Annotated in this window: 18 protein-coding genes; 15 read left to right on the forward strand and 3 right to left on the reverse strand. The window is 43.2% G+C overall.

Annotation, left to right across the window (positions count from 1 at the left end; genetic code table 11):
• The first annotated feature begins 190 nt into the window (after positions 1-190).
• The 7 genes from ACRD7P_RS03890 (at position 191) to ACRD7P_RS03920 (ending at position 6,215) form a co-directional block, all read left to right on the forward strand.
• The gene (locus ACRD7P_RS03890; RefSeq protein ID WP_430906188.1) at positions 191-502 is read left to right on the forward strand and encodes a hypothetical protein; all 312 of its coding nucleotides are present in this window, start codon (positions 191-193) and stop codon (positions 500-502) included.
• Positions 499-804 (forward strand): type II toxin-antitoxin system RelE/ParE family toxin, encoded by a 306-nt coding sequence (locus tag ACRD7P_RS03895; RefSeq protein WP_430906189.1) that lies wholly within the window; start codon positions 499-501, stop codon positions 802-804. Before ACRD7P_RS03890 ends, ACRD7P_RS03895 begins: the two co-directional genes overlap by 4 nt.
• 374 nt (positions 805-1,178) lie before the next feature.
• Positions 1,179-1,370, forward strand: coding sequence for a DUF4177 domain-containing protein (locus ACRD7P_RS03900; protein WP_430906190.1), 192 nt, complete (start codon positions 1,179-1,181; stop codon positions 1,368-1,370).
• Between the two features lie 71 nt (positions 1,371-1,441).
• Positions 1,442-2,431, forward strand: coding sequence for a response regulator transcription factor (locus ACRD7P_RS03905; protein WP_430906191.1), 990 nt, complete (start codon positions 1,442-1,444; stop codon positions 2,429-2,431).
• A 78-nt stretch (positions 2,432-2,509) separates the two neighbouring features.
• Entirely contained in the window at positions 2,510-4,837 is a 2,328-nt protein-coding gene (locus tag ACRD7P_RS03910; RefSeq protein WP_430906192.1) for a TonB-dependent receptor domain-containing protein, read from the forward strand.
• Positions 4,838-5,091: 254 nt separating this feature from the next.
• Positions 5,092-5,550, forward strand: coding sequence for a hypothetical protein (locus tag ACRD7P_RS03915; protein ID WP_430906193.1), 459 nt, complete (start codon positions 5,092-5,094; stop codon positions 5,548-5,550).
• Between the two features lie 116 nt (positions 5,551-5,666).
• Entirely contained in the window at positions 5,667-6,215 is a 549-nt protein-coding gene (locus ACRD7P_RS03920; RefSeq protein WP_430906194.1) for an RNA methyltransferase, read from the forward strand.
• A gap of 119 nt (positions 6,216-6,334) precedes the next feature.
• Here ACRD7P_RS03920 and folK read toward each other — a convergent pair whose 3' ends face one another.
• Positions 6,335-7,480: a 2-amino-4-hydroxy-6-hydroxymethyldihydropteridine diphosphokinase gene (gene folK, locus ACRD7P_RS03925; RefSeq protein WP_430906195.1), complete on the reverse strand. Its 1,146-nt coding sequence runs from the start codon at positions 7,478-7,480 to the stop codon at positions 6,335-6,337.
• Between the two features lie 153 nt (positions 7,481-7,633).
• Here folK and sppA point away from each other — a divergent pair, with 153 nt between their 5' ends.
• The 8 genes from sppA (at position 7,634) to ACRD7P_RS03965 (ending at position 17,374) form a co-directional block, all read left to right on the forward strand.
• Positions 7,634-9,394, forward strand: coding sequence for a signal peptide peptidase SppA (gene sppA / locus ACRD7P_RS03930; RefSeq protein ID WP_430906197.1), 1,761 nt, complete (start codon positions 7,634-7,636; stop codon positions 9,392-9,394).
• A 3-nt stretch (positions 9,395-9,397) separates the two neighbouring features.
• Positions 9,398-10,108 (forward strand): queuosine precursor transporter, encoded by a 711-nt coding sequence (locus ACRD7P_RS03935; protein WP_430906198.1) that lies wholly within the window; start codon positions 9,398-9,400, stop codon positions 10,106-10,108.
• 64 nt (positions 10,109-10,172) lie between these two features.
• On the forward strand, positions 10,173-12,920 hold the full coding sequence (locus tag ACRD7P_RS03940) for an AsmA-like C-terminal region-containing protein (RefSeq protein WP_430906199.1): 2,748 nt from the start codon (positions 10,173-10,175) through the stop codon (positions 12,918-12,920).
• 115 nt (positions 12,921-13,035) lie between these two features.
• Positions 13,036-13,734, forward strand: a complete 699-nt coding sequence (gene tssD, locus ACRD7P_RS03945; RefSeq protein WP_430906200.1) for a type VI secretion system tube protein TssD — start codon at positions 13,036-13,038, stop codon at positions 13,732-13,734.
• A complete protein-coding gene (locus tag ACRD7P_RS03950; RefSeq protein WP_430906201.1) occupies positions 13,734-15,170 on the forward strand; it encodes a hypothetical protein in 1,437 nt (478 codons plus the stop codon). The genes tssD and ACRD7P_RS03950 overlap by 1 nt, the downstream gene beginning before the upstream one ends.
• An 8-nt stretch (positions 15,171-15,178) precedes the next feature.
• Positions 15,179-15,817 carry a hypothetical protein gene (locus ACRD7P_RS03955; protein WP_430906202.1) on the forward strand — a complete coding sequence of 213 codons (639 nt, stop codon included), beginning with the start codon at positions 15,179-15,181 and terminating at the stop codon, positions 15,815-15,817.
• 8 nt (positions 15,818-15,825) lie between these two features.
• The gene (locus tag ACRD7P_RS03960) at positions 15,826-16,488 is read left to right on the forward strand and encodes a hypothetical protein (RefSeq protein ID WP_430906203.1); all 663 of its coding nucleotides are present in this window, start codon (positions 15,826-15,828) and stop codon (positions 16,486-16,488) included.
• 307 nt (positions 16,489-16,795) lie between these two features.
• A complete protein-coding gene (locus ACRD7P_RS03965) occupies positions 16,796-17,374 on the forward strand; it encodes a hypothetical protein (RefSeq protein WP_430906204.1) in 579 nt (192 codons plus the stop codon).
• A gap of 170 nt (positions 17,375-17,544) precedes the next feature.
• On the opposite strand, the gene ACRD7P_RS03970 is transcribed toward ACRD7P_RS03965, so the two are convergent.
• Both ACRD7P_RS03970 and ACRD7P_RS03975 read right to left on the reverse strand, forming a co-directional pair.
• Positions 17,545-18,390: an alpha/beta hydrolase gene (locus ACRD7P_RS03970; protein WP_430906205.1), complete on the reverse strand. Its 846-nt coding sequence runs from the start codon at positions 18,388-18,390 to the stop codon at positions 17,545-17,547.
• A 160-nt stretch (positions 18,391-18,550) separates the two neighbouring features.
• A complete protein-coding gene (locus ACRD7P_RS03975; protein ID WP_430906206.1) occupies positions 18,551-19,345 on the reverse strand; it encodes a DUF2797 domain-containing protein in 795 nt (264 codons plus the stop codon).
• Positions 19,346-19,382 lie beyond the last annotated feature (37 nt).

Raw genomic sequence — 19,382 nt, forward strand, 5'->3', positions numbered from 1 at the left:
CAAGAGCCGTATGATGGGAGACTATCACGTACGGTTCTGTGAGAGGCTTGGGGTGAAACTCCCCTTGTCTACTCGACTACCAGAACCGTTGAAAGTTCAAATAAAGGATTGATTTTCTAAAGGATATTTAAAGAAAAGTCCAAGTAATTTATTATTTTTAGTCCAATATTGGTTGATAAAAAACTTCATAATGTTAGACATTGTATACGGATACCAGAATTTATTGCAGAATATTGATAGATACATCGATGACAGTAAATTCAAGAAAGCGTACTTTATCGAGCAACTTGGAATCTCCCGAGCTACATTCTACAACAAGGTGAAAAAGAAGAATTTTACTATTGATGAAATGGTAATCCTTAGTAATATTCTTTTTCCTGAGGAAGCAAAGGTTTTCGAGATCAAGGAAGCTTTGAGGGCTAGCCGTGAGGATAGCAAGAATGGCAGAACAAAGGCTCACGAGGAGGTTATGGATAATGTACGTAAAAAGCTGCGTGCATGAATGTGAGGTGGACTAGAAAGGCAGACCGGTCCTTCAATAGAATAGTCGATTTCCTATTGGATATTTGGACCGTTGAGATTGCAACGAATTTCGTTGATATTGTAGATCATACTATCAAATTAATCGTGAAGAATCCGGAGATGTTCAAGGTTTCTCAATATGATAATATCAGTAGAGAAGCATTTATCACAAAACATACTACAATGTTTTATCGAATCTTGGACGATACCATCGAGATTGAATACTTCTGGGGGAATTTTGATGACCCTGAAAAGATAAGCGAATTACTAAAGTTCAAATGAAGGATAGTAGATGATTAAGAGATATTTTGACAAATTACCATATAAGAAAAACTGTGTGATTGCGGCTTTGGTCATTTGGAATTTGTTGTTTATACCTATAATAATTGAGATTTTTAAAAATTATGACAACCCAGATCTTGGATGTGCGGGGCTACCACCAATTACCTTTGCTTTTATAACATGCATTGCTCTTCTATTATCCAAAGATTTCCAAAAACGAATACTCCAAAAGGTAAAGACTACAAAGACATACGGAAGGATGTTTTCTTAATTTCCATTCTCATGTTGGGTTTTTTAACCTTACAGGTACAGTACATTTTTAAAATTTTCTAGCTTAACCGAGTTAAGACCAAAGTTCAAATAAACGATCAATTATGTATAAATATGAGTTTGTAAAAGTTCCGATGAAGCAAGGATTTATAAAATCAAGACCAAGTAAAGATCATAGAGATATTATAAAGTCTTATGCAGAAAAAGGATGGAGGTTTAAACAGGTTTTTGCGCCAGCAATGAGTGGTTATGGGTCGGCAAGCTATTTTGAGCTAATTTTTGAAAAGGAAATTTAAACTAAAGTTCAAATAACCGATAAATTGGTGATGGGCTTGTTAGTGTTTTTCAAATAGTATATTTTAGGGTTATGACGCGATACTGTTGTTTTTTGATACTCTGTTGTGTGGGGGTGCAATGTTGGGCCCAAAGTTCGATTTCCGGAGAGATCGGCATAGCCTTTCAAAAGGAAAAGGAGGTAAAAATACATTTGAGCCGGATCAAGCTCGAAGATTTCCCGAGTGCGAAAGCGGAAAAATCCATTGCTACTACCATACTCGATAAAGAAGGTCGTTTTTCGTTCCGCGAACTGCAATTGGAAAAGAAAGATGCCATATATCATATTTATGTGAATACGGTTGCGGAGGCCTTGGGAGCGACAAAAAATGCGGACCATTTTTTTGTCTTTTCCGCCCGGGACAGTATCCATTTCACGAAGGGTAAAAAGGCGTTCGAAAAATACACCAACACCAATACCGCCGATGCGGAATGGCAGCGATTGAGGGCCTATGAGGCGCGTCTGTTCGGTACCGTTTTAAGTGGCGAGGATAGCCTATCGCCCGAGCGTTTGGCACATTTAAGACGCTATACCAAAGATTCGCTCCAAATTTTAATGGTAAAACTCATCGGCATCAAACAACTGGACCAACAGGAATTGTTGGATGTGGATATCGCTAAAAATCCGGATTATTACCTTGCGCTATTGGAAGAATTGAAGGAAAGTGAATTGGAGCGATCCGATTATCTTTTTTTGGAAAACAAACTGGCCTTCATCACAACCGAAAAGGCGGAGCATAAATTTATGTACAGTACATATATCAATATCTTTTTGGGGCTCATCATCCTGTGCCTGACCCTTTATGGCATCCGGAAAAAAAGAAGGCCGAAACCCGATATTGAACAATTGAGCCATCAAGAGCGTACCATTCAACAATTGATACTGCAAGGGAAGAGCAATAAGGAAATTGCCGCGGAACTTTTTATCAGTATCAGCACCGTAAAAACCCATATTACCCATATTTATGGGAAACTACAAGTAGCCAACCGAAAAGAACTGTTTCAAAAGGCACCGTACCGCTAGGGGACTAGTCCTAAAATACGACCCATTTCACTGTTGTTTTCCAAGAACAAACGATTACTTGCATGAAAAATGAACGTCATGCGCTTGTTATCCATATGCCTTGTATTTCTTTATGTTGTAAAAAGTAATGCCCAAGAGGGCCATGCCATACAAGGTACGGTAACCGATAAGGACGGTATGCCCATAACCGTTGGGGACATATTATTGTTCAAAAAGGACGGCGACAGCTTACAGCAGTATACCGTGCTGGTCGAAGGAACGTTTCGTATGGATGAAATTGCGTCCGGAGCATACCGACTGCGTATCTCGGCCATGGGCTATGCCACGATAACACGGTCGGTGGTCATCTCAAATGATCTTACCTTACGGCTTTCCTTGGAAGAAGAGGATACCGCTTTGGAAGCGGTGACCGTAACCGCCGCAAAGCCTATCGCCTTTAATCGGGGAGGGAATTTTACCCTGGACGTTACCAATCCCGTGCTGTCGTCCATTCCCGACCCCGTGGCGCTTTTGGAAAAACTTCCGGGAGTACAGGTCAGTCCCGACCGGGAGTCCATTACCATACTGGGTAAGGGAACTCCGCTGCTGTATTTGGACAAACAACGCATCTCCATGGATACCTATAAAACACTTTCGGTCGATGCGATCGATAGCATTACCATATTAAAAAACCCATCTTCCAAATACGAGGCCGACGGGCGGGCGGTGGTATTGATCAAGGGAAAAGCAGCAAAAAAGGAAGGCGTGCGCATCAACTTTAAAGAAACCTTGTCCCAAAGGCAAAACGGTAACAGTTACCATGGCATCGACCTGAGCCTAGTTGGCAAGCGCCTGCAATGGAACGCTCGACTGGGATACAATTTGTTGCAGACCTGGGAAAGCAACCGTTTTGCATTCGATATCCCGGAAGCGAATACCTTTACCGATTATGAGGTGCTGATAGCGGTCAACGATCGAAAACAGACGAACGCCGGAACCGGACTCACCTATACCATCAATTCCACCGACTATCTTTCCGTAAACGCCGACATGCGCCTACAAAACGATACCTTCCCGATAGCCACCGATACCCGTTTGATACAGGATGGTCGGGAGCGTAACATCCGTACCCATACCGACAACGGTAATACCAAGGATTTTATAAGCGTAAATGCGAATTACAATACCCGATGGAACGAAACGGTCGGACTTTTTGTTGGAGGACAGTATACTACTTTTCAACAAAAGTTGAATACCGAAATTTTTAACGCCACCGACGGGGGAACCTTATGGGCCGATGAGAATCGTAATCAATCGTATGGCATCGATGTATTTGCCACCCGTTTTGATCTGGAACAAGATTTGGGAAAGCACTTTAAATTGGAGCTAGGTGCGAACATTACCGAAGCAAGTGCGAATGCCAATGCTCGAACGCAAACGACGGATCCGCCCCGGACCACCCTTACCGATTTTGACTATTCGGAAAGGCGATACGCGGCATACACCCAAGTTGCGGGAAAAATAGGAGCGAAAATCACTTTTAATTCCGGGGCCAGGATCGAAAGGAACATAGTAAACGCAATGGAAACCCCGAGCATGTTACCATCGATCAATAGGGACAATAGCTATTTTTTTCCAAAGGTTTTGCTCGAGTTTCGGTTGGATAGCACAAAACAGTTGTTGCTGAACTACGCCAAAAGCATTTCGCGGCCCGACTATTCCCGGACCAGTGTTATTTCCGCATTTATAAACCCCTTTTTGGAAGGTTCGGGAAATCGTGGGCTATTGCCTGCAATTACCCAGGAGTGGTCGGCTACATTGCAATCGAAAAATAAGGTAGTAGGGTTCAGCTACGCAAGGCGAAAAGCCCCCATATATTTTACGATAGGATATGATGAAGGATTGGGAAAGGCGGTGTTGAGCCAAAGGAATTTAGATCGGGAGCATTTTTTGGAAATCTCGGCAAACATGCCCTTCTCGAAAGGAAAGTGGACGGCAACCAACTACGCAGCGGTATCGTTACGGAAAACCATGGACGGAAATGCATGGATAGGACGGGCAACGCCCTATGTTTATATCTCCACCAACCACCAATTCACAATAGCAAAGGACACCACCCTGTCTTTTGGCGGATGGGGCATCACCCGACGTGGCGAAGGAATTTTTGATAGAAATGGTATGTTGGTCATGGAGGCGGCAATAACAACGACCCTGTTGAAAAAATGGAGACTCGCATTGCGGTTCAACGACATCACCAGGGCCATGCGCTTTGAAGAGGCGTATTCCGTGGCGGGGGTAACTGCCAATGGAACGTATTTCGCGGATGGACGAGAGCTGGCATTGACCGTACAATACACACTGGGAAAAGGGCATCAGAAAGTACAAAAAAATAGAACGGTCGACGAAGAACTGGAACGTATCCGATAAATGAAGTGGTTTAGACTTTTTGTCCGGAAACCTCGGGAGGCTATAAAATGATGCTTTTTCACCCTTTTTTCGACTTTTTTTCCTTCCGTAGCCCGGTTATTCAACTCAAAAAAGACTTCAACAGGGCAAAAAATCATTTCCCGAAGCATCGGGATCACCGCAATCCAAAACGTTTAGACCACTTCAGTGTTAGATCGTCGTTAAAGCAATTTTTGTTTAATAAAAAACAATTAATTTTAAACAAAAATAATATTATGAGAGTTCTTTGTTCGTTTTTAATCTGTTTTTTAGTTTCAATCGGTATGGCCGCTCAAGAAATTACATCCTTTCAAGGAATGTGGGGCGATGAATTTTACCAGGATGCCGACAAAATAAGTTGGAAGGAAGTCGATAAAATCATGAAAGAAAGTACCGTTGCCGAACAAAATTGGCAGAAGTATAAAAAGCAGTCCCTCGGAGGGCTCGTTGCAGGTGCGGCGAACCTGGGCGCTACGATCTGGTTCGTAGTGGAGTATAACGACGACAGGGTGGTGACCGCACCGGCCATCGCCGCGATCGGTACCGCCGTAATTTCTTCCATTTTTTTCAACAGTGCCAAGAAAAACAAAAAAGAGGCAATCCTGAAGTACAACGCATCCTTTGACAATACCACCGCTTTCAAACTTGTTCCGGTCAGCAATTCCAATGGAATGGGCATCGCGTTACAATTTTAGGCAAACATTATTCTATAAAGATCGTTTCAAGGTTAAAATGGTATAAAAATCCATCCAGGACTTAAGGGTTCGCGATGGATTTCGTTTTTTTGCCTAACGGTAAAAACGAAAGGGGTATGCGAAAACTAAGAAATGACGAATTGGGCCGAATCGATGTAGCGGCGTTTCGGGATATGCCGAAAACCCCATTGATCATTATTCTGGACGACGTTCGAAGTCTCCATAATATTGGCTCGGTATTTCGAACATCCGATGCCTTTCTTATCGAAAAGATCTATTTATGCGGTATCACCGCCACGCCTCCTCACAAGGACATTCATAAAACTGCCTTGGGCGCAACGGAAAGCGTCGCTTGGGAATACCGTGCGGATATTATGGGATTGGTATCCGAATTAAAAGAACGGGATGTATCCCTAGTGGCCATAGAACAGGCCGTTGATGCGGTGCCCTTAAATGCGTTCAATGTCCGTTCCGGGCAAACCTATGCCATGATTTTCGGAAACGAGGTAAAAGGGGTTTCACAGGCCGTGGTGGACGCTTGCGGGTCGGTAATCGAAATTCCGCAATACGGCACCAAACATTCGCTCAATATTTCGGTAAGTGCCGGTGTCGTTATTTGGGATTTTTGGTCCAAAAGCGAGCGATTACAAAAGCCCTCTAAATAACGAAACCTCGACGGTCGGTCGAGGTTTCATTCATAGTTTGAGTTAGTTTAGTTTCCCATTAGGAGTTGGCAATAACGCAAATACATTACTGTTATGCAAGCATTTTTCTTGAAAAAATGTTAAAACAACTGTGTAGTGGCAAACTCCTGTATCTGTTGGAGTACCTTCTGGTAGTCGGCCTCATCGGCTACAAAATCCAGATCCGTACTATCGATGACCAAGCTGTTCTGTTCGGGATAACTGCGGAAAAAGTCGAAATACCCTTGTTGTATTTTGGATAGGTATTCGGCCGAAATATTTTGTTCATATTCGCGTCCGCGCTTTGCGATGTTCTCGAGCAATCGCTCGTTCGTTTGATACAGATAAACGTAAATTTTGGGCTTTTTAACCTCCTTGTACATCAGGTTGAAGAGCTTACGGTACAGCCGAAATTCCTCGGCCTGCAAGGTAACTTGCGCAAATATCAACGATTTGTAAGTGTCGTAATCGCTAACCATAAAGTTTTTAAAAAGATCGTACTGTGAAGTATCGTCCGAAAACTGCTGGTAACGGTCGGCCAAAAAAGACATTTCCAAGGGAAAGGCATAGCGGCTCCGGTCTTCATAAAACTTCGGTAAAAACGGGTTGTCCGCAAAACGCTCCAGTACCAATTTGGCGTTGAAATCCTCCGCTATTTTACCAGCCAAAGTGGTTTTTCCAGCACCAATATTCCCCTCTATGGCAATAAACCCGATATGGGTAAGCAGCTCTTGCCGACTTTTGAACAAACGGAGCGTCGTTTTTTCCAACTTGCCCTTATCCCTACATTCCTGGATCAGATTTCGGGTATCCTTGTTCAAAATGGGATGGTAAAACTGCGGTGCGATATCCGCCAAAGGTCTCAGTACAAACTTTCGAAAAGGAAGTTCCGGATGGGGAATTACCAGCTTTTCCGTCACTACGGTCTCGCGTGCATAATACAGAATGTCGATATCGATTAAGCGGGGCTCGTAGCCTTCCTCCTGAAACCTTTTACGGCCCATTTCCGTCTCTATCCGTAATACGTTCTCCAGTAGTTCTTGGGGAGTAAGCGTAGTGTTTACCGCAACACAGGCATTTAAAAAATCGTCGGATTCAAACCCCCAGGCGGCACTTTCGTACACCGGGGAAATCCGCACAATATCGCCCACGGTTCCCTGTAGGGCGAAAACGGCCCGTTGCAGGGCATTTTTTTTATCGCCCATGTTGGTGCCCAAAGAGAGGTATGTAAGAACAGGTTCAGCCATAATGGTAGACAAAGAAACAAAAAGTCGAGGTGAGTTTTAAGAACGGCCCCGTACTTTTATGAACATCATATCAAGTTGCTCCGGAAATTCGCGCATCTCCGAAAGCTACCGAGGAGTTCCGTATCTTTGCAATTCAAAAATATGCGACTTTAAATGAAATTTTTACGAAATCTACTTGCTGCCATTCTTGGTACTTTGATCGCCCTGGGAATTGTGTTCCTGATGTTCTTTATATTGGCCAGTTTGATCGGAAATGCCGAAGATACGGTCAGTATCGAGTCCGATTCCATACTCGAACTGCAATTGCAACTGCCCATAAACGATTATACCGGTCAAAACAACACCGATCCCTTCGCAGGGGTCTTTGAGCAATCGCAAGGATTGGACGAGATTTTGAACGCCATTCAAGTAGCAAAGGACGATAATGATATTAAGGGAATCAGTATCAACAATAACTTTTTGCTTACCGGGCTGGCGCAAACACAGGAGATCCGAAAGGCATTGGCCGATTTTAAGGAAAGTGGAAAGTTCGTTTACGCCTATGGGGATTTTTACTTGCAAAAGGATTACTACTTGGCAACGGTCGCGGATTCCATTTTTCTGAATCCTGTCGGGGGTATGGATTTTAAGGGCCTTTCCTCCGAGGTACTCTTTTTTAAGGAACTTCAGGAAAAGACCGGGGTGAAGCTTGAAGTGATCCGACATGGAAAATACAAAAGTGCCGTTGAGCCTTTTATTGCCGATGAAATGAGCGATGCGAACCGTAGGCAGATCAAGGAACTGATCATGTCGCTATGGGAATCCATGGTCGTTGATATGGCCGCGGGAAGAAATACCTCCGTTGCCAATTTGAATGCCATTGCCGACACCTTGGGCGGCCGTTTGCCCCAATACGCGAAAAATTCCGGACTGGTCGACGGGCTGTTGTTCTATGATCAATATGAAAAGAAATTGCGAAATGCGGTATCGGTTGCCGAGGATGGCGAATTGAACGTGGTTTCCCTGGAGGAGTACACCAAGCGGGCCAACACCAAAGGGAACAAAAAAGGAAAAGATAAGATTGCGGTCATTTATGCCCAAGGCGAAATACGGTATGGCGAGGGAGATCAAGAAGGTATCGGCCAAGGGTTGATGACAAAGGCGATACGAAAAGTAAAGGACGACGAGGACGTAAAAGCGATAGTGTTGCGGGTAGACTCTCCGGGTGGAAGCGCCTTGGTCTCCGATATCATATGGCGCGAACTGGAGCTGGCCAAAGCAAAAAAACCGGTAGTGGTCTCCATGGGTAACGTTGCCGCATCGGGAGGCTATTATATCGCCGTGGGTGCCAATAAAATTTTTGCCGAACCTACGACCATCACAGGTTCTATCGGGGTATTTGGTACCGTGCCCAATATCAACGGGCTCGCTACGGATATCGGCATCAATGCCGAACAAGTGGGCACACATAAAAATGCAGTGGACTATTCCGTTTTTGAACCCATGGACGATACCTTTCGGGAAACCGTGCAGGAGGGTATCGAGGAAATATATGACACCTTTTTGGACCGGGTATCCCAAGGTAGGGGCATCAGTATCGCCGAGGCCGACAGCCTTGCCCAAGGAAGGGTATGGAGCGGTACGGATGCAAAACGGTTGGGCTTGATCGACGAATTGGGAAATTTGGACGACGCGATTACCGAGGCTGCCAAAATGGCGGAGTTGGAGTCCTACGGCATACGGAAATATCCAAAATACAAAACCGGTTTTGAGCAACTGATGGAAGATTTGGGAGGTGCCGGTGCCAAGGCGCAGGAAAAGTTCATAAAAGAAAAGATCGGAACGGAAGCATACCAAACATTACGAACCATTAAAACTGCCCTGCAACAAAAGGGAATTCAAGCAAGAATGCCTTTTGTGCTCGATATCGATTAATACATGACCCTAAAAGACCAGAAACTGGCCTACCGGATCTATCTGTATCTGGGGGCACTGTTCATAACATCTCTAGTGGTGTCGAACCTGATTTTCCAGAAGTTCTTTTACTGGAAACCCTTTGGAGACGTTACCGTGTTCGGGGCCACCCTTTTTGAGGTCTCCGTTGGTATTCTGCCCTATCCCATTACCTTCTTGATCACCGATCTGATTTCGGAGATTTACGGTAAAAAAAAGGCCAATCAAATCGTCACGGCAGGTATTTTTGCCTCTTTTTTCTCCCTAACGATCGTCGTTTTAGCCGATGTTGCGCCGGCAATTCCAAAATCACCTATCGACGATGCGACCTTTACACAGGTTTTTGCGCTTAGTCCGGTGGCGGTGCTGGCATCCATGATCGCCTATCTTTTTGCACAATATGTAGATATAGCCCTGTATCACTTTTGGAAACGCGTAACCAAGGGCAAATTACTTTGGTTACGGAACAACTTTTCTACTTTTTTATCACAGTTCGCGGATACGTTTACGGTAGTTGGGCTCCTTTGTATTTTTAAGGTGTTGCCCTGGGACCTGTTTTTTGGGCTTTTGGTAAGCGGTTTTCTTTTTAAGGTTTTTATAGCATTTATCGACACCCCTTTTCTCTATTTTTTCGTATATCTCTTACGAAAACGATTCGGACTTGCCATTGGGGAAGAAATAAAGCTGGAAGTATAAAATATAAGGACTTTCCAAGAGTTATACACCTGTAGGGCCTTGGCCGTTTTATCATACAACTATCATGAGGAAAAAAATTATAAAAATCGGAGGTATTCTGTTGTTACTTCTTGTAGGTATCGTCATAGCCGCACCGTTTCTTTTGGAGGCTAAAATTGGCGACCTTATTAAAAACAATGTGAACAATAACGTGAACGCTACGTTGGATTTTTCCGAAGCGGACCTGAGCCTTATCCGAAGTTTTCCAAGTGCAGCGGTACGCCTTACAAATGTTGCTTTGGTGAACAAATCCCCCTTTGAGGGAGATACCCTTTTTGCAGCAAAAAAAGTGGAGCTTAAAATGGGTATCGCCCAACTCTTCAATACCGAGTCAGAGCCTATTGCCATTAAAAAGTTATTGGTCGATGGGGCCATTGTGAACATTACCGTCGATGAAGATGAAAATGCCAGTTATGATATTGGAAAGGAAACAACGGACGTGGCTTCTGCCGAAACGGAACCTTCTGGCGGATTTCAGCTGAACCTACAGCAGTACGAGCTGTCCAACGCTGCCATAAGCTATAACGACCGCGCTGCGGGAATACAGTTCAACCTTGTTGAGTTGCAGCACAAGGGCAGTGGTGATCTTTCCTTACAAACTTCGGAATTGGAAACGACCACCAGTGCGCTCGTTACCTTTGGTATGGATAGCACGGTTTACCTTAATCGGAACAAGGTGCAATTGGATGCCCTGATCGGTGTCGACCTCACCCAGGACAAATATTCGTTTTTAAAGAATGAAGCGATCGTTAACCAGTTGCCATTGGTTTTCGATGGTTTTGTAAAATTGAACAACAGTAGCCAGGAGGTCGATGTTAGTTTTAAAACGCCCTCGTCCGATTTTAAAAACTTTTTAGCGGTAATACCGGAAGCCTATTCCAAAAACATTGAAAACGTGAAAACGACCGGTAATTTCGAAGTCGGTGGGCGTTTTTATGGTATTGTGGACGAAACCCATATACCAAAATTTGATATTGCCATCAATTCTACGAACGCGAGTTTTAAATATCCCGATCTGCCAAAATCGGTGCAAAATGTAAACATCGATACCAAGATCAACAACAGAACGGGAATTGTGGAGGATACCTATGTCGATATCGATACGTTGACCTTTACCATCGACAAAGATCGCTTTAACATGACGGCACACTTAAAGGAACTCATGGGAAATACAAAGGTAAATGCTCACGTTGACGGAACGATGCATTTGGCCAACCTTGCACAAGCGTATCCCGTACCGGACGGTTTGGACCTCAAAGGACTGTTGGAGGCGAATATTACGACCGCTTTTGATATGGCCTCCGTAGAAAGCCATAACTACAAAAACACGAAGACGACCGGTGCTTTGAATCTGAAGGACTTTGAATACCGTTCCGATGAGGTGGCCAAGCCCATCGCGTTGCAGACCACAGCGATCACTTTTAACCCAGAAACGGTTACCCTCGACCAGTTGAGCGGTACTACCGGAGAAACCGATTTTAACGCCACCGGAAGTATCGAAAACCTATTGGGATTTCTCTTTAACGACGAACAGGTTGAAGGAAACTTTGATTTGAACTCCAATACGTTCGCGCTGAACGATTTTATGGTTCCCGATCAGGAAGATGCTACAGATGGTGGGACACCGAAGGACTCCGGTTCCGAAACGCCGGGTGCTACGGAAAAAATAAAGATTCCTTCTTTTCTGGATGCCACCATCAACGCCAATGCGACCAAGGTATTGTATGATAATTTGGTCTTAAAGGATGTAAAGGGGCAGCTAAGGATTAAAGATGAAAAAGCGGTTTTAAGCAATATGACATCTTCGTTGTTCGATGGAAAAATAGCCTTTGACGGAGAGGTGTCCACCAAAAATGAGATCCCGACCTTTGCCATGAACCTTGGGCTGGACAAACTGGAAATCGGGGAAACCTTCAAATCATTGGAATTGTTCAAGGTGCTCGCACCCGTGGCAAGTATACTGCAGGGGAAATTGGATTCCGATATTCAGTTGTCCGGTAACCTTACCAATGATTTTAGTCCCGACCTGTTATCCCTAAGCGGAAATATTTTGGCCAATATCTTTGCCAGGGAAATCGATACGGAAAAAACACCGGTATTGAACGCACTCGATAACAAGCTGGATTTTATCGATCTGAAAAGCCTTAACCTGGACCAACTAAAAACCAAGCTGACTTTTGAGGACGGTATCGTTAGTGTAAAGCCTTTTACCATAGCGTATAAGGATATGGCCATCAATATCGACGGCGGTCATACCTTTGATCAAAAACTTGACTATACCGCTACGATGGAGGTGCCCGCAAAGTACTTGGGTTCTCAGGTAAACGACCTTATCGCAAAAATCGACGACAGTTCCCTAAAGGGTATGACCATTCCTGTGAAGGCAAATATTGGAGGGGTGTACAACAGCCCGGCCGTGACTACCGATTTAAGTTCGGGCATCAAAAGTCTTACCGGTCAACTTATCGAAGTGCAAAAGCAAAAACTGGTGAACCAAGGAAAGGACAAGGCCAAAGACCTTATCGGGGATATTCTGAACCGTAACAGTACCGATACCACTCAAACTAAAAATGGAAGCGACAACGATGTGAAGGAAGTTCTGGGCGGAATTTTAGGAGGGCAAAAGAAAAAGGATAGTGTTACCGCTTCGGATGCACCGCCAGAAAATGGGGAAGATGTGGTAAAAGAAAAGGCAAAAAATATTTTAGGGGGCCTTTTGGGTGGTAAAAAGAAAAAAGACAGTTCGAAATCCGAGGAGAAAGAAAAGCAGTAAACGTAACACGATGTAACATTCGAATAAAAGTAATTTTACATTGAAAGGAAAGTTGTAATTTACAGATGATGAAATTACACCATTTCAAAGTTAAAATGGTAATAACAGTGTGCTTATGAGTTTTTTAGCCAAATTATATATAAACGGAAGGGTAATCAATGTTTTGGATACCAACATTCAATTCTATCAGGATGTAAACCCTATAAGTTTTAAGCCGAGTGCATTGCCAGCAGGGGGAGTGTTTAATATGACCTTGGAGGCCGATGGTACGACCGATCTTTTGAACCTGGCGGTTGCTCCCGATACCATGTGCAACGGATACATCCGTTTTTATAAAAGGGATGGAATGTCCAAACTGGTCGATTACGAATTTTACGATACCTACGTTGTGGCGTACAAACGGGTTTTTGAAGGATATATGGGAAGGGTCACTACCGACCATTACACGCTTTCGCCCGGTATTTTAAGAATTGGGGATATGGTGTTCGAAAAATGGTGGAAAGTGACCGATTTGGCCGCAAATGATACTCCGATAGCGACCCCCGAATTAAAGAAATCCCCAAAGGTCACGGATTATTACATTACGGATAGCGAGGGCAACAGAATTGAGGAAACGAAAATAGGACAGACCATTACGCTCAACATTCGTACCCAGGATATGATCGGGGAAACCATGACCATCAATCTTGACAATCCTTCGGCCGATTTCATGTATCAAGGTAAGGTTTTGGAGAACGATACTTTGGCCGACCTCACCATTACCAAGAAAATAGAGCGCATTAAATTGGAAGTTGTTAAACAAGGAACAAAATAATGGCAAACAATACATTCCAGCTTTCTGTTTTAGGAGAGAACAGAACACTTGACTTAAAAGTCTTACCGGAAATTACGGATAGTTTTTGGTTGAACATAAAGGACGAAGAGATACCTAAGGACGACGAGGGCGTGCAGGATATTTATCATGGAGAAAAGGTAAAGGTAAAATTAGTGGTCACCGGTGCCGAGGAAGGCCAGGAATTGGTGATCACCGTTAAATCTCAGGACGATGGCGCGGAACTTGCCGAGAGCGAGAAACAACCTTTTGCCCTATCGACCAAAGTACAGAATGGTGAAGCGTTGAGTGAACCGTTCTATATAGACCCCATTTGGTTCGATAAGGAAAATACGGTCACCTATGTTTTCGATGTTAAACTAAAAGAGGGCGATTCGGTTCTAGCGGAGAACTTGCCAGAAGCCGAGGAGAAAAGGTTGGCTCCGGTAGGGTTCGGAAAACCCGATCTGTTTAAAATGGACCCTACAAAAGGATACAGTTTGGAACGTGAATCCAACGGAAAAAAAACAGCGTATACCGGTGGTAAGATGGAAGAAATCGAATTGTACCAAAGTTGGTTCGAAGACGACTCGGATGAACTCGATACGGCTAAGAAAGTTCAAATTAAGTCATATTTTGAAAGTGTTTATATGACACGCCTGATGGGGTGGTCTCCAAATAATGAATATGGCAATGCCGCGAATAGGGCCAAGATTATTGCCGCTTTCGAAACGGCTTCGTCCAAACACGGCGTGCCCGCTTCAATCATGTTTACTTATGCGGCAGGCGAAGGAATGCAGTTAAGATGTAGTCGTGGACCATTGACCGATATAAATAAACAGGTCCAGTCTTTTCAGGCTTTTGGACTAGACTTTTTTGAGGAGCAGGCCGCAGGTCTTAAAAAGCAAGGTTATTTGTCCAAATCATTTGATACTAAAGCGACCGCCCTCGCCGAAAAGTATGTTGATTCAAAAGGAAAAAAATATTACTTAGTTAAGCCTGTTAAGGATTTTAAAGGTGGAGACTATGCAATCGTTAGATTGAAAAAAGGCGGTTACTATACTAGATCAGAGGCAGCGGACGGAGGTAAGACCGTCTCCGTTTATCCGGTGGTCTTTAAAGATTTGCTTACCGGAATTGAAGGTGCCTGCGCCGTTTATGCAAAAGCTTACGACGACGCACAGGCCAGTAGTAAAAAAATCGGTTGGGGGGAGCTTACCCAAAACCAAAAGGCCTTCTTTGGGTATGTAAAAATCCAAAAAACCAGTACCAAAGGGAATGCGGAATTGAACCGGTATCGGCCCAAGCCCGATGCCAACTTTTATGATCGTAAATATAGCCCTGTCGGAGTTCTAGAGATTGAGGCAATTATGGATAAAAGTTACCGACGCTATGTTGCTTGGCGTTACATTCGTTTAGGAAAGTTTTTTACGGAATGATTTTGCCCATGCGATTCATATGGACAATTTTGTTCGGTCTGGGGCACTGTTTTAGTGTTCAGGCCCAAAAGAGTTGGGATGTAGAGGCCCCTGACAAATCCATAAAAGTAACCAACTACCGCGCCTTTGATCAAGGTCTGGACAGTGTGGTGATCCGGCATAAGGACTCTAGGCTAAGTTTTTTTGGTGATTCATTATGCCAGGGCCCTGATGACGAATCGTGCATAACCGGTGCTGCCGGAGTATCCTTTATATCCGATATTCAAGTTTTGGACGATAGCAGGTATATGCTTTTCTCATTTTCGAATGGATCCCTGCGGAGTAGATTTGATCTTATGATCTATAACAAACAAACGAACGCTATCGATTTTTGGTTGATATCATCTTTGTCGGATAAAACAACTCCCACGGTGCTCTTTTATTATCTAGAGGATACCCAAGAGCTGTTGCTCCCTAAGGCGATTAACTTTATCGATGCCGAATGGATCCACACTGTAGATTACATGAATAAAACTGCGGAACATCTTGTGCCCATTAAAAAGGACTTTAAAATAGTGCAGCTGTTCGATTCCCATTATAGTTATATAGATCGCTCAGAAGAAGACCTGTTTTATGTGATACCTTTACGCAAAGGGGATAAAAAATAACTATTGGGATGATTGGAAAAATAAAATCATGGTTCTGCCTTTTGATTGCGCTGTTCGGTATACTGTTGGGCAGTGCACAAGATCAAAAAAAACTACTGTTCGAAGATCGTATAAGCATACGGCATTCCTATTTTGGGGATGGGACGGTAAAATGTTTGCGTATTAGCGATGGTGATGAGAAAATTAGCTTTTCAAAAAAAGATTTCCTCAAAGGCTTGCAATCGGAGACCAATGGAATTTATGAAAGTACCGAACAATTGGCCTTTTTGCCTCAAATCGAACATATTTCAAGATTATCGACCGATATCATTGTATTCAAGGGAAGTTATCCGTTTTTCGGATCGGTACAGCACCTGATTTTTTATAGTACCGCTTCCAAATCTATCGTAAAATGGGTTGCGTACTACGCCAGTTATGAGAACGTTATCAATTCACTTTTTTTCTATACGGATAGTAATCGGGTTTTGCTTAAGAATAATAGAAATTCTATCTACCAGCAAAAAATATACGTGTTGAAGTATAGGAGCAATTCCGTTGAAACCATCTTGCCCTCAAAAAGTACAATGCGCACGGTCGGAGTTGGTTTGGGGGCGAGCACTAAAGAGGACTGGGATACCACAAGAGATGAGGCAAAGGAGTATTTTGAGTTCGGTCTTTACGATTTACCCTAAATTACCCTAAACGATTTAGTAGTCCTTGTTATTCCATTTCTGATTTGGCAATGAGTTCAACACCCTTTTTGCCGTAATACCAATGAATTTTTCGGGAAATTTTTAAGTCTTCTGTCAAAGTATCCATTACGGGCTACCACAATAAGTCATACTACAGAAGTTTGGTTTGGTGCTAGGTACTGTTGGGTAAACACTTCAGTAAATAAAATTTACAAATTATGAAATGAGCCATAACAATTCTTGATACCAACCGAAATGATTATTGGTGAATTACATCTGACCATTAAAAAACAATAAATATAAACAGATGAAAAACGGGTTGTTGTTGATGCTTTTAATGGTAAGTTTTATTTCATTAAATGCCCAAAAAAGCCATGTTTTCAAATCGGACGATGGCAAAGTTTTGGCAGAGAACTTTATCTCTTACGAGGAAGGTGTGGATAGTGTGGTGGTAAAAAATAAAAAGCACCAATTTAAATTTTCGTACCACGAACCGTTTATTCAGATTAAAGATGGCTACGGCTATGACCTATTTGACAATGCTATCACCATTCGTAATATGAAGAAAGTAAAAAATCGCATCTATCTTTTAGTAGGCTATGGAGGAAATTTGAACGTTGACACCGAGCTTCATTTGATCTTTATAAAAAAGAGTGCGGTTCTAAAATACTACGTATTGAAATCGCACGATAAAATGCTGAGAGACGTCTCCTTTGAATATTTGCCCAAAACAAAAGAGGTGGTCATTCCGATCGCCAAACAATATACTCCACAAGATTTTATATATGCTATAGCTGCTGAATCCGGCCAAATGGATACGATTGGACCAATTAAAGATGGGGTAAATGATCAATACCACAAGTATAAATTAAAAGTACAAGACTAAGTTTTATAAAGATAGGGTTGAGGGGTATGTTTTGCATAAAATGGGGCCGAGGAATATTTTATGTTTCTAGCCCAAAGTCAGTGGAAAAAACGTGTCAAAGCGTAAGCCTAACTTTGTTCTTTTAAATATCCTAACCGGTTACGTGGCTACAGTATCCCTATTATACCATATTATCGGTCTTTGGATTTAGTTTTCAAAAGCTTTATGGGCAAGTAGTTCAATTCCTGTAAGAAGGAATCAGCGTCGTTTAAGGTTTTTTCAAAATAGATCGGATGCTTTGTATTAAAAAAACCATGCGGCTGGTCTTCGTACAGCTTTAGCGTGCAGGGGCTTCCGACTTTTTCCATAACGGTAGCATAATATTTCGCGGTGGCCACGGGAATCAGTTCGTCCGCAGTTCCCAACATCAATAGGGTAGGGGGAGCATCCTTTTTAATGTTGTGCAGCGGGGAGAAATCTTTGTAGGCATCTAGGATGCGTTCATACCCATAACCTCCGGGACCATTGTCAATTACGGGGTTAAAGAGTACAAGGGCGTTAGGTATACAGGACACCTTTAAATTTTCGCCTTCCTCGTTAAAATCCGATATCAAAGCCGTGGCAGCTGCAAGATGCCCCCCGGCCGAACCACCGGCAGCAATAATTTTGGTAGGGTCTATATGAAGGTCTTTTGCATTTTTTCGAACATACCGCATGGCCGATTTCGCATCCTTTAACGCCTCAAAAGGTGTGGTGCCATGGGTTACTTTTGTCCGATAATCGGCCAAAAAACAAACGAGTCCCCTTTTGGAGAAATACCTTGCTTGTTGCAAAAAGTGCGAACGGTTCCCTCCGATCCATCCTCCTCCGAAAAAGAAAATCATTGCCGGATAGTCTTTGGAACTATCGAAATTCTCGGGTTTATGGACTTCCAAAAACAATTGGGTAGTATCTATTTTTTTAAAGGGGAGCAGTTCTTGTCCTTGCGCCGGGGCACACCAAAGGAGTACCAAAAGGAACGAAAAAAAATACTTCATGGTCGGTCGTATTTGAATATGGGCGAAAGTTACGGGAATAAAATAATAGTGCAAGACACTACTGACCGATAGGTGGCATTCTAAAAACCGTATAGGGCAATATTGATTTTCTGACCTCCTTTAGTGGTCAAAATACCGTTTTGCTGCAGTAACGTTCAGCTCAATTGATGCCGATAGAGACCACGTAGCCTTCGGATCCCCGGACATTGAAGACGGTGTCGTCCTCAAAAATCAAATACTGTCCTTTTATTCCTTTTAATACGCCGTTAAATGAAGGTGTCTTGTTCAAGTTAAGACTTTTGACCTTCTCCGGATAGCGCAATACGGGAAACGCTATTTCGGTTTCCTGATTGTTTTCGATAAAATAGGGTAATGCTTCCTCGGGGATATAGGGTTTCAGTTTCGAACGCCAGTCCACCAAATTTTCATCGGTAACCTGATTGGTCAGCATTTTTCGCCAATTGGTCTTATCGCCAATATGGTCCTTTAGGGCCACTTCGGTAATGCCCGCAAGATAGCGGTTGGGCACTTCAACAATTTCAATGGCTTCATGGGCGCCCTGATCGATCCATCGGGTAGGCACCTGTGTTTTACGGGTTACCCCCACTTTAACATTGCTCGAGTTGGCCAAGTACACGATATGCGGTTGCAATTGTACCCTTTTTTCATATTCCAGATCTCGGTCTTCCTTGTCCAAATGCGCAGTGCTCAGTTCCGGCCTCATGATCCAGTCTCCGGCATTCGGGGTTTCAAAAAAACAACTTTTACAAAATCCCTGTCGGTAAATGGGTTTTTCCAAACCGCAATTGAGACATTGGTACGTTACAAAAGTGATCTGAAGCTCCTTGTCCAGTACTTGGTTGAGGTTTAAAAAATCGGTATCAAAAAGCAAATAATATTGAACGGGCTTCCCGACCTCCGTTTGCATTTTTCGTAATACGCCTTGGTACTGCATTAATAATGAGTGGGTTTAAATGTTCTATTTGAATGTA

The sequence above is a fragment of the Maribacter sp. 2-571 genome (genome assembly GCF_050589625.1).
Classification (GTDB): Bacteria; Bacteroidota; Bacteroidia; order Flavobacteriales; family Flavobacteriaceae; genus Pelagihabitans.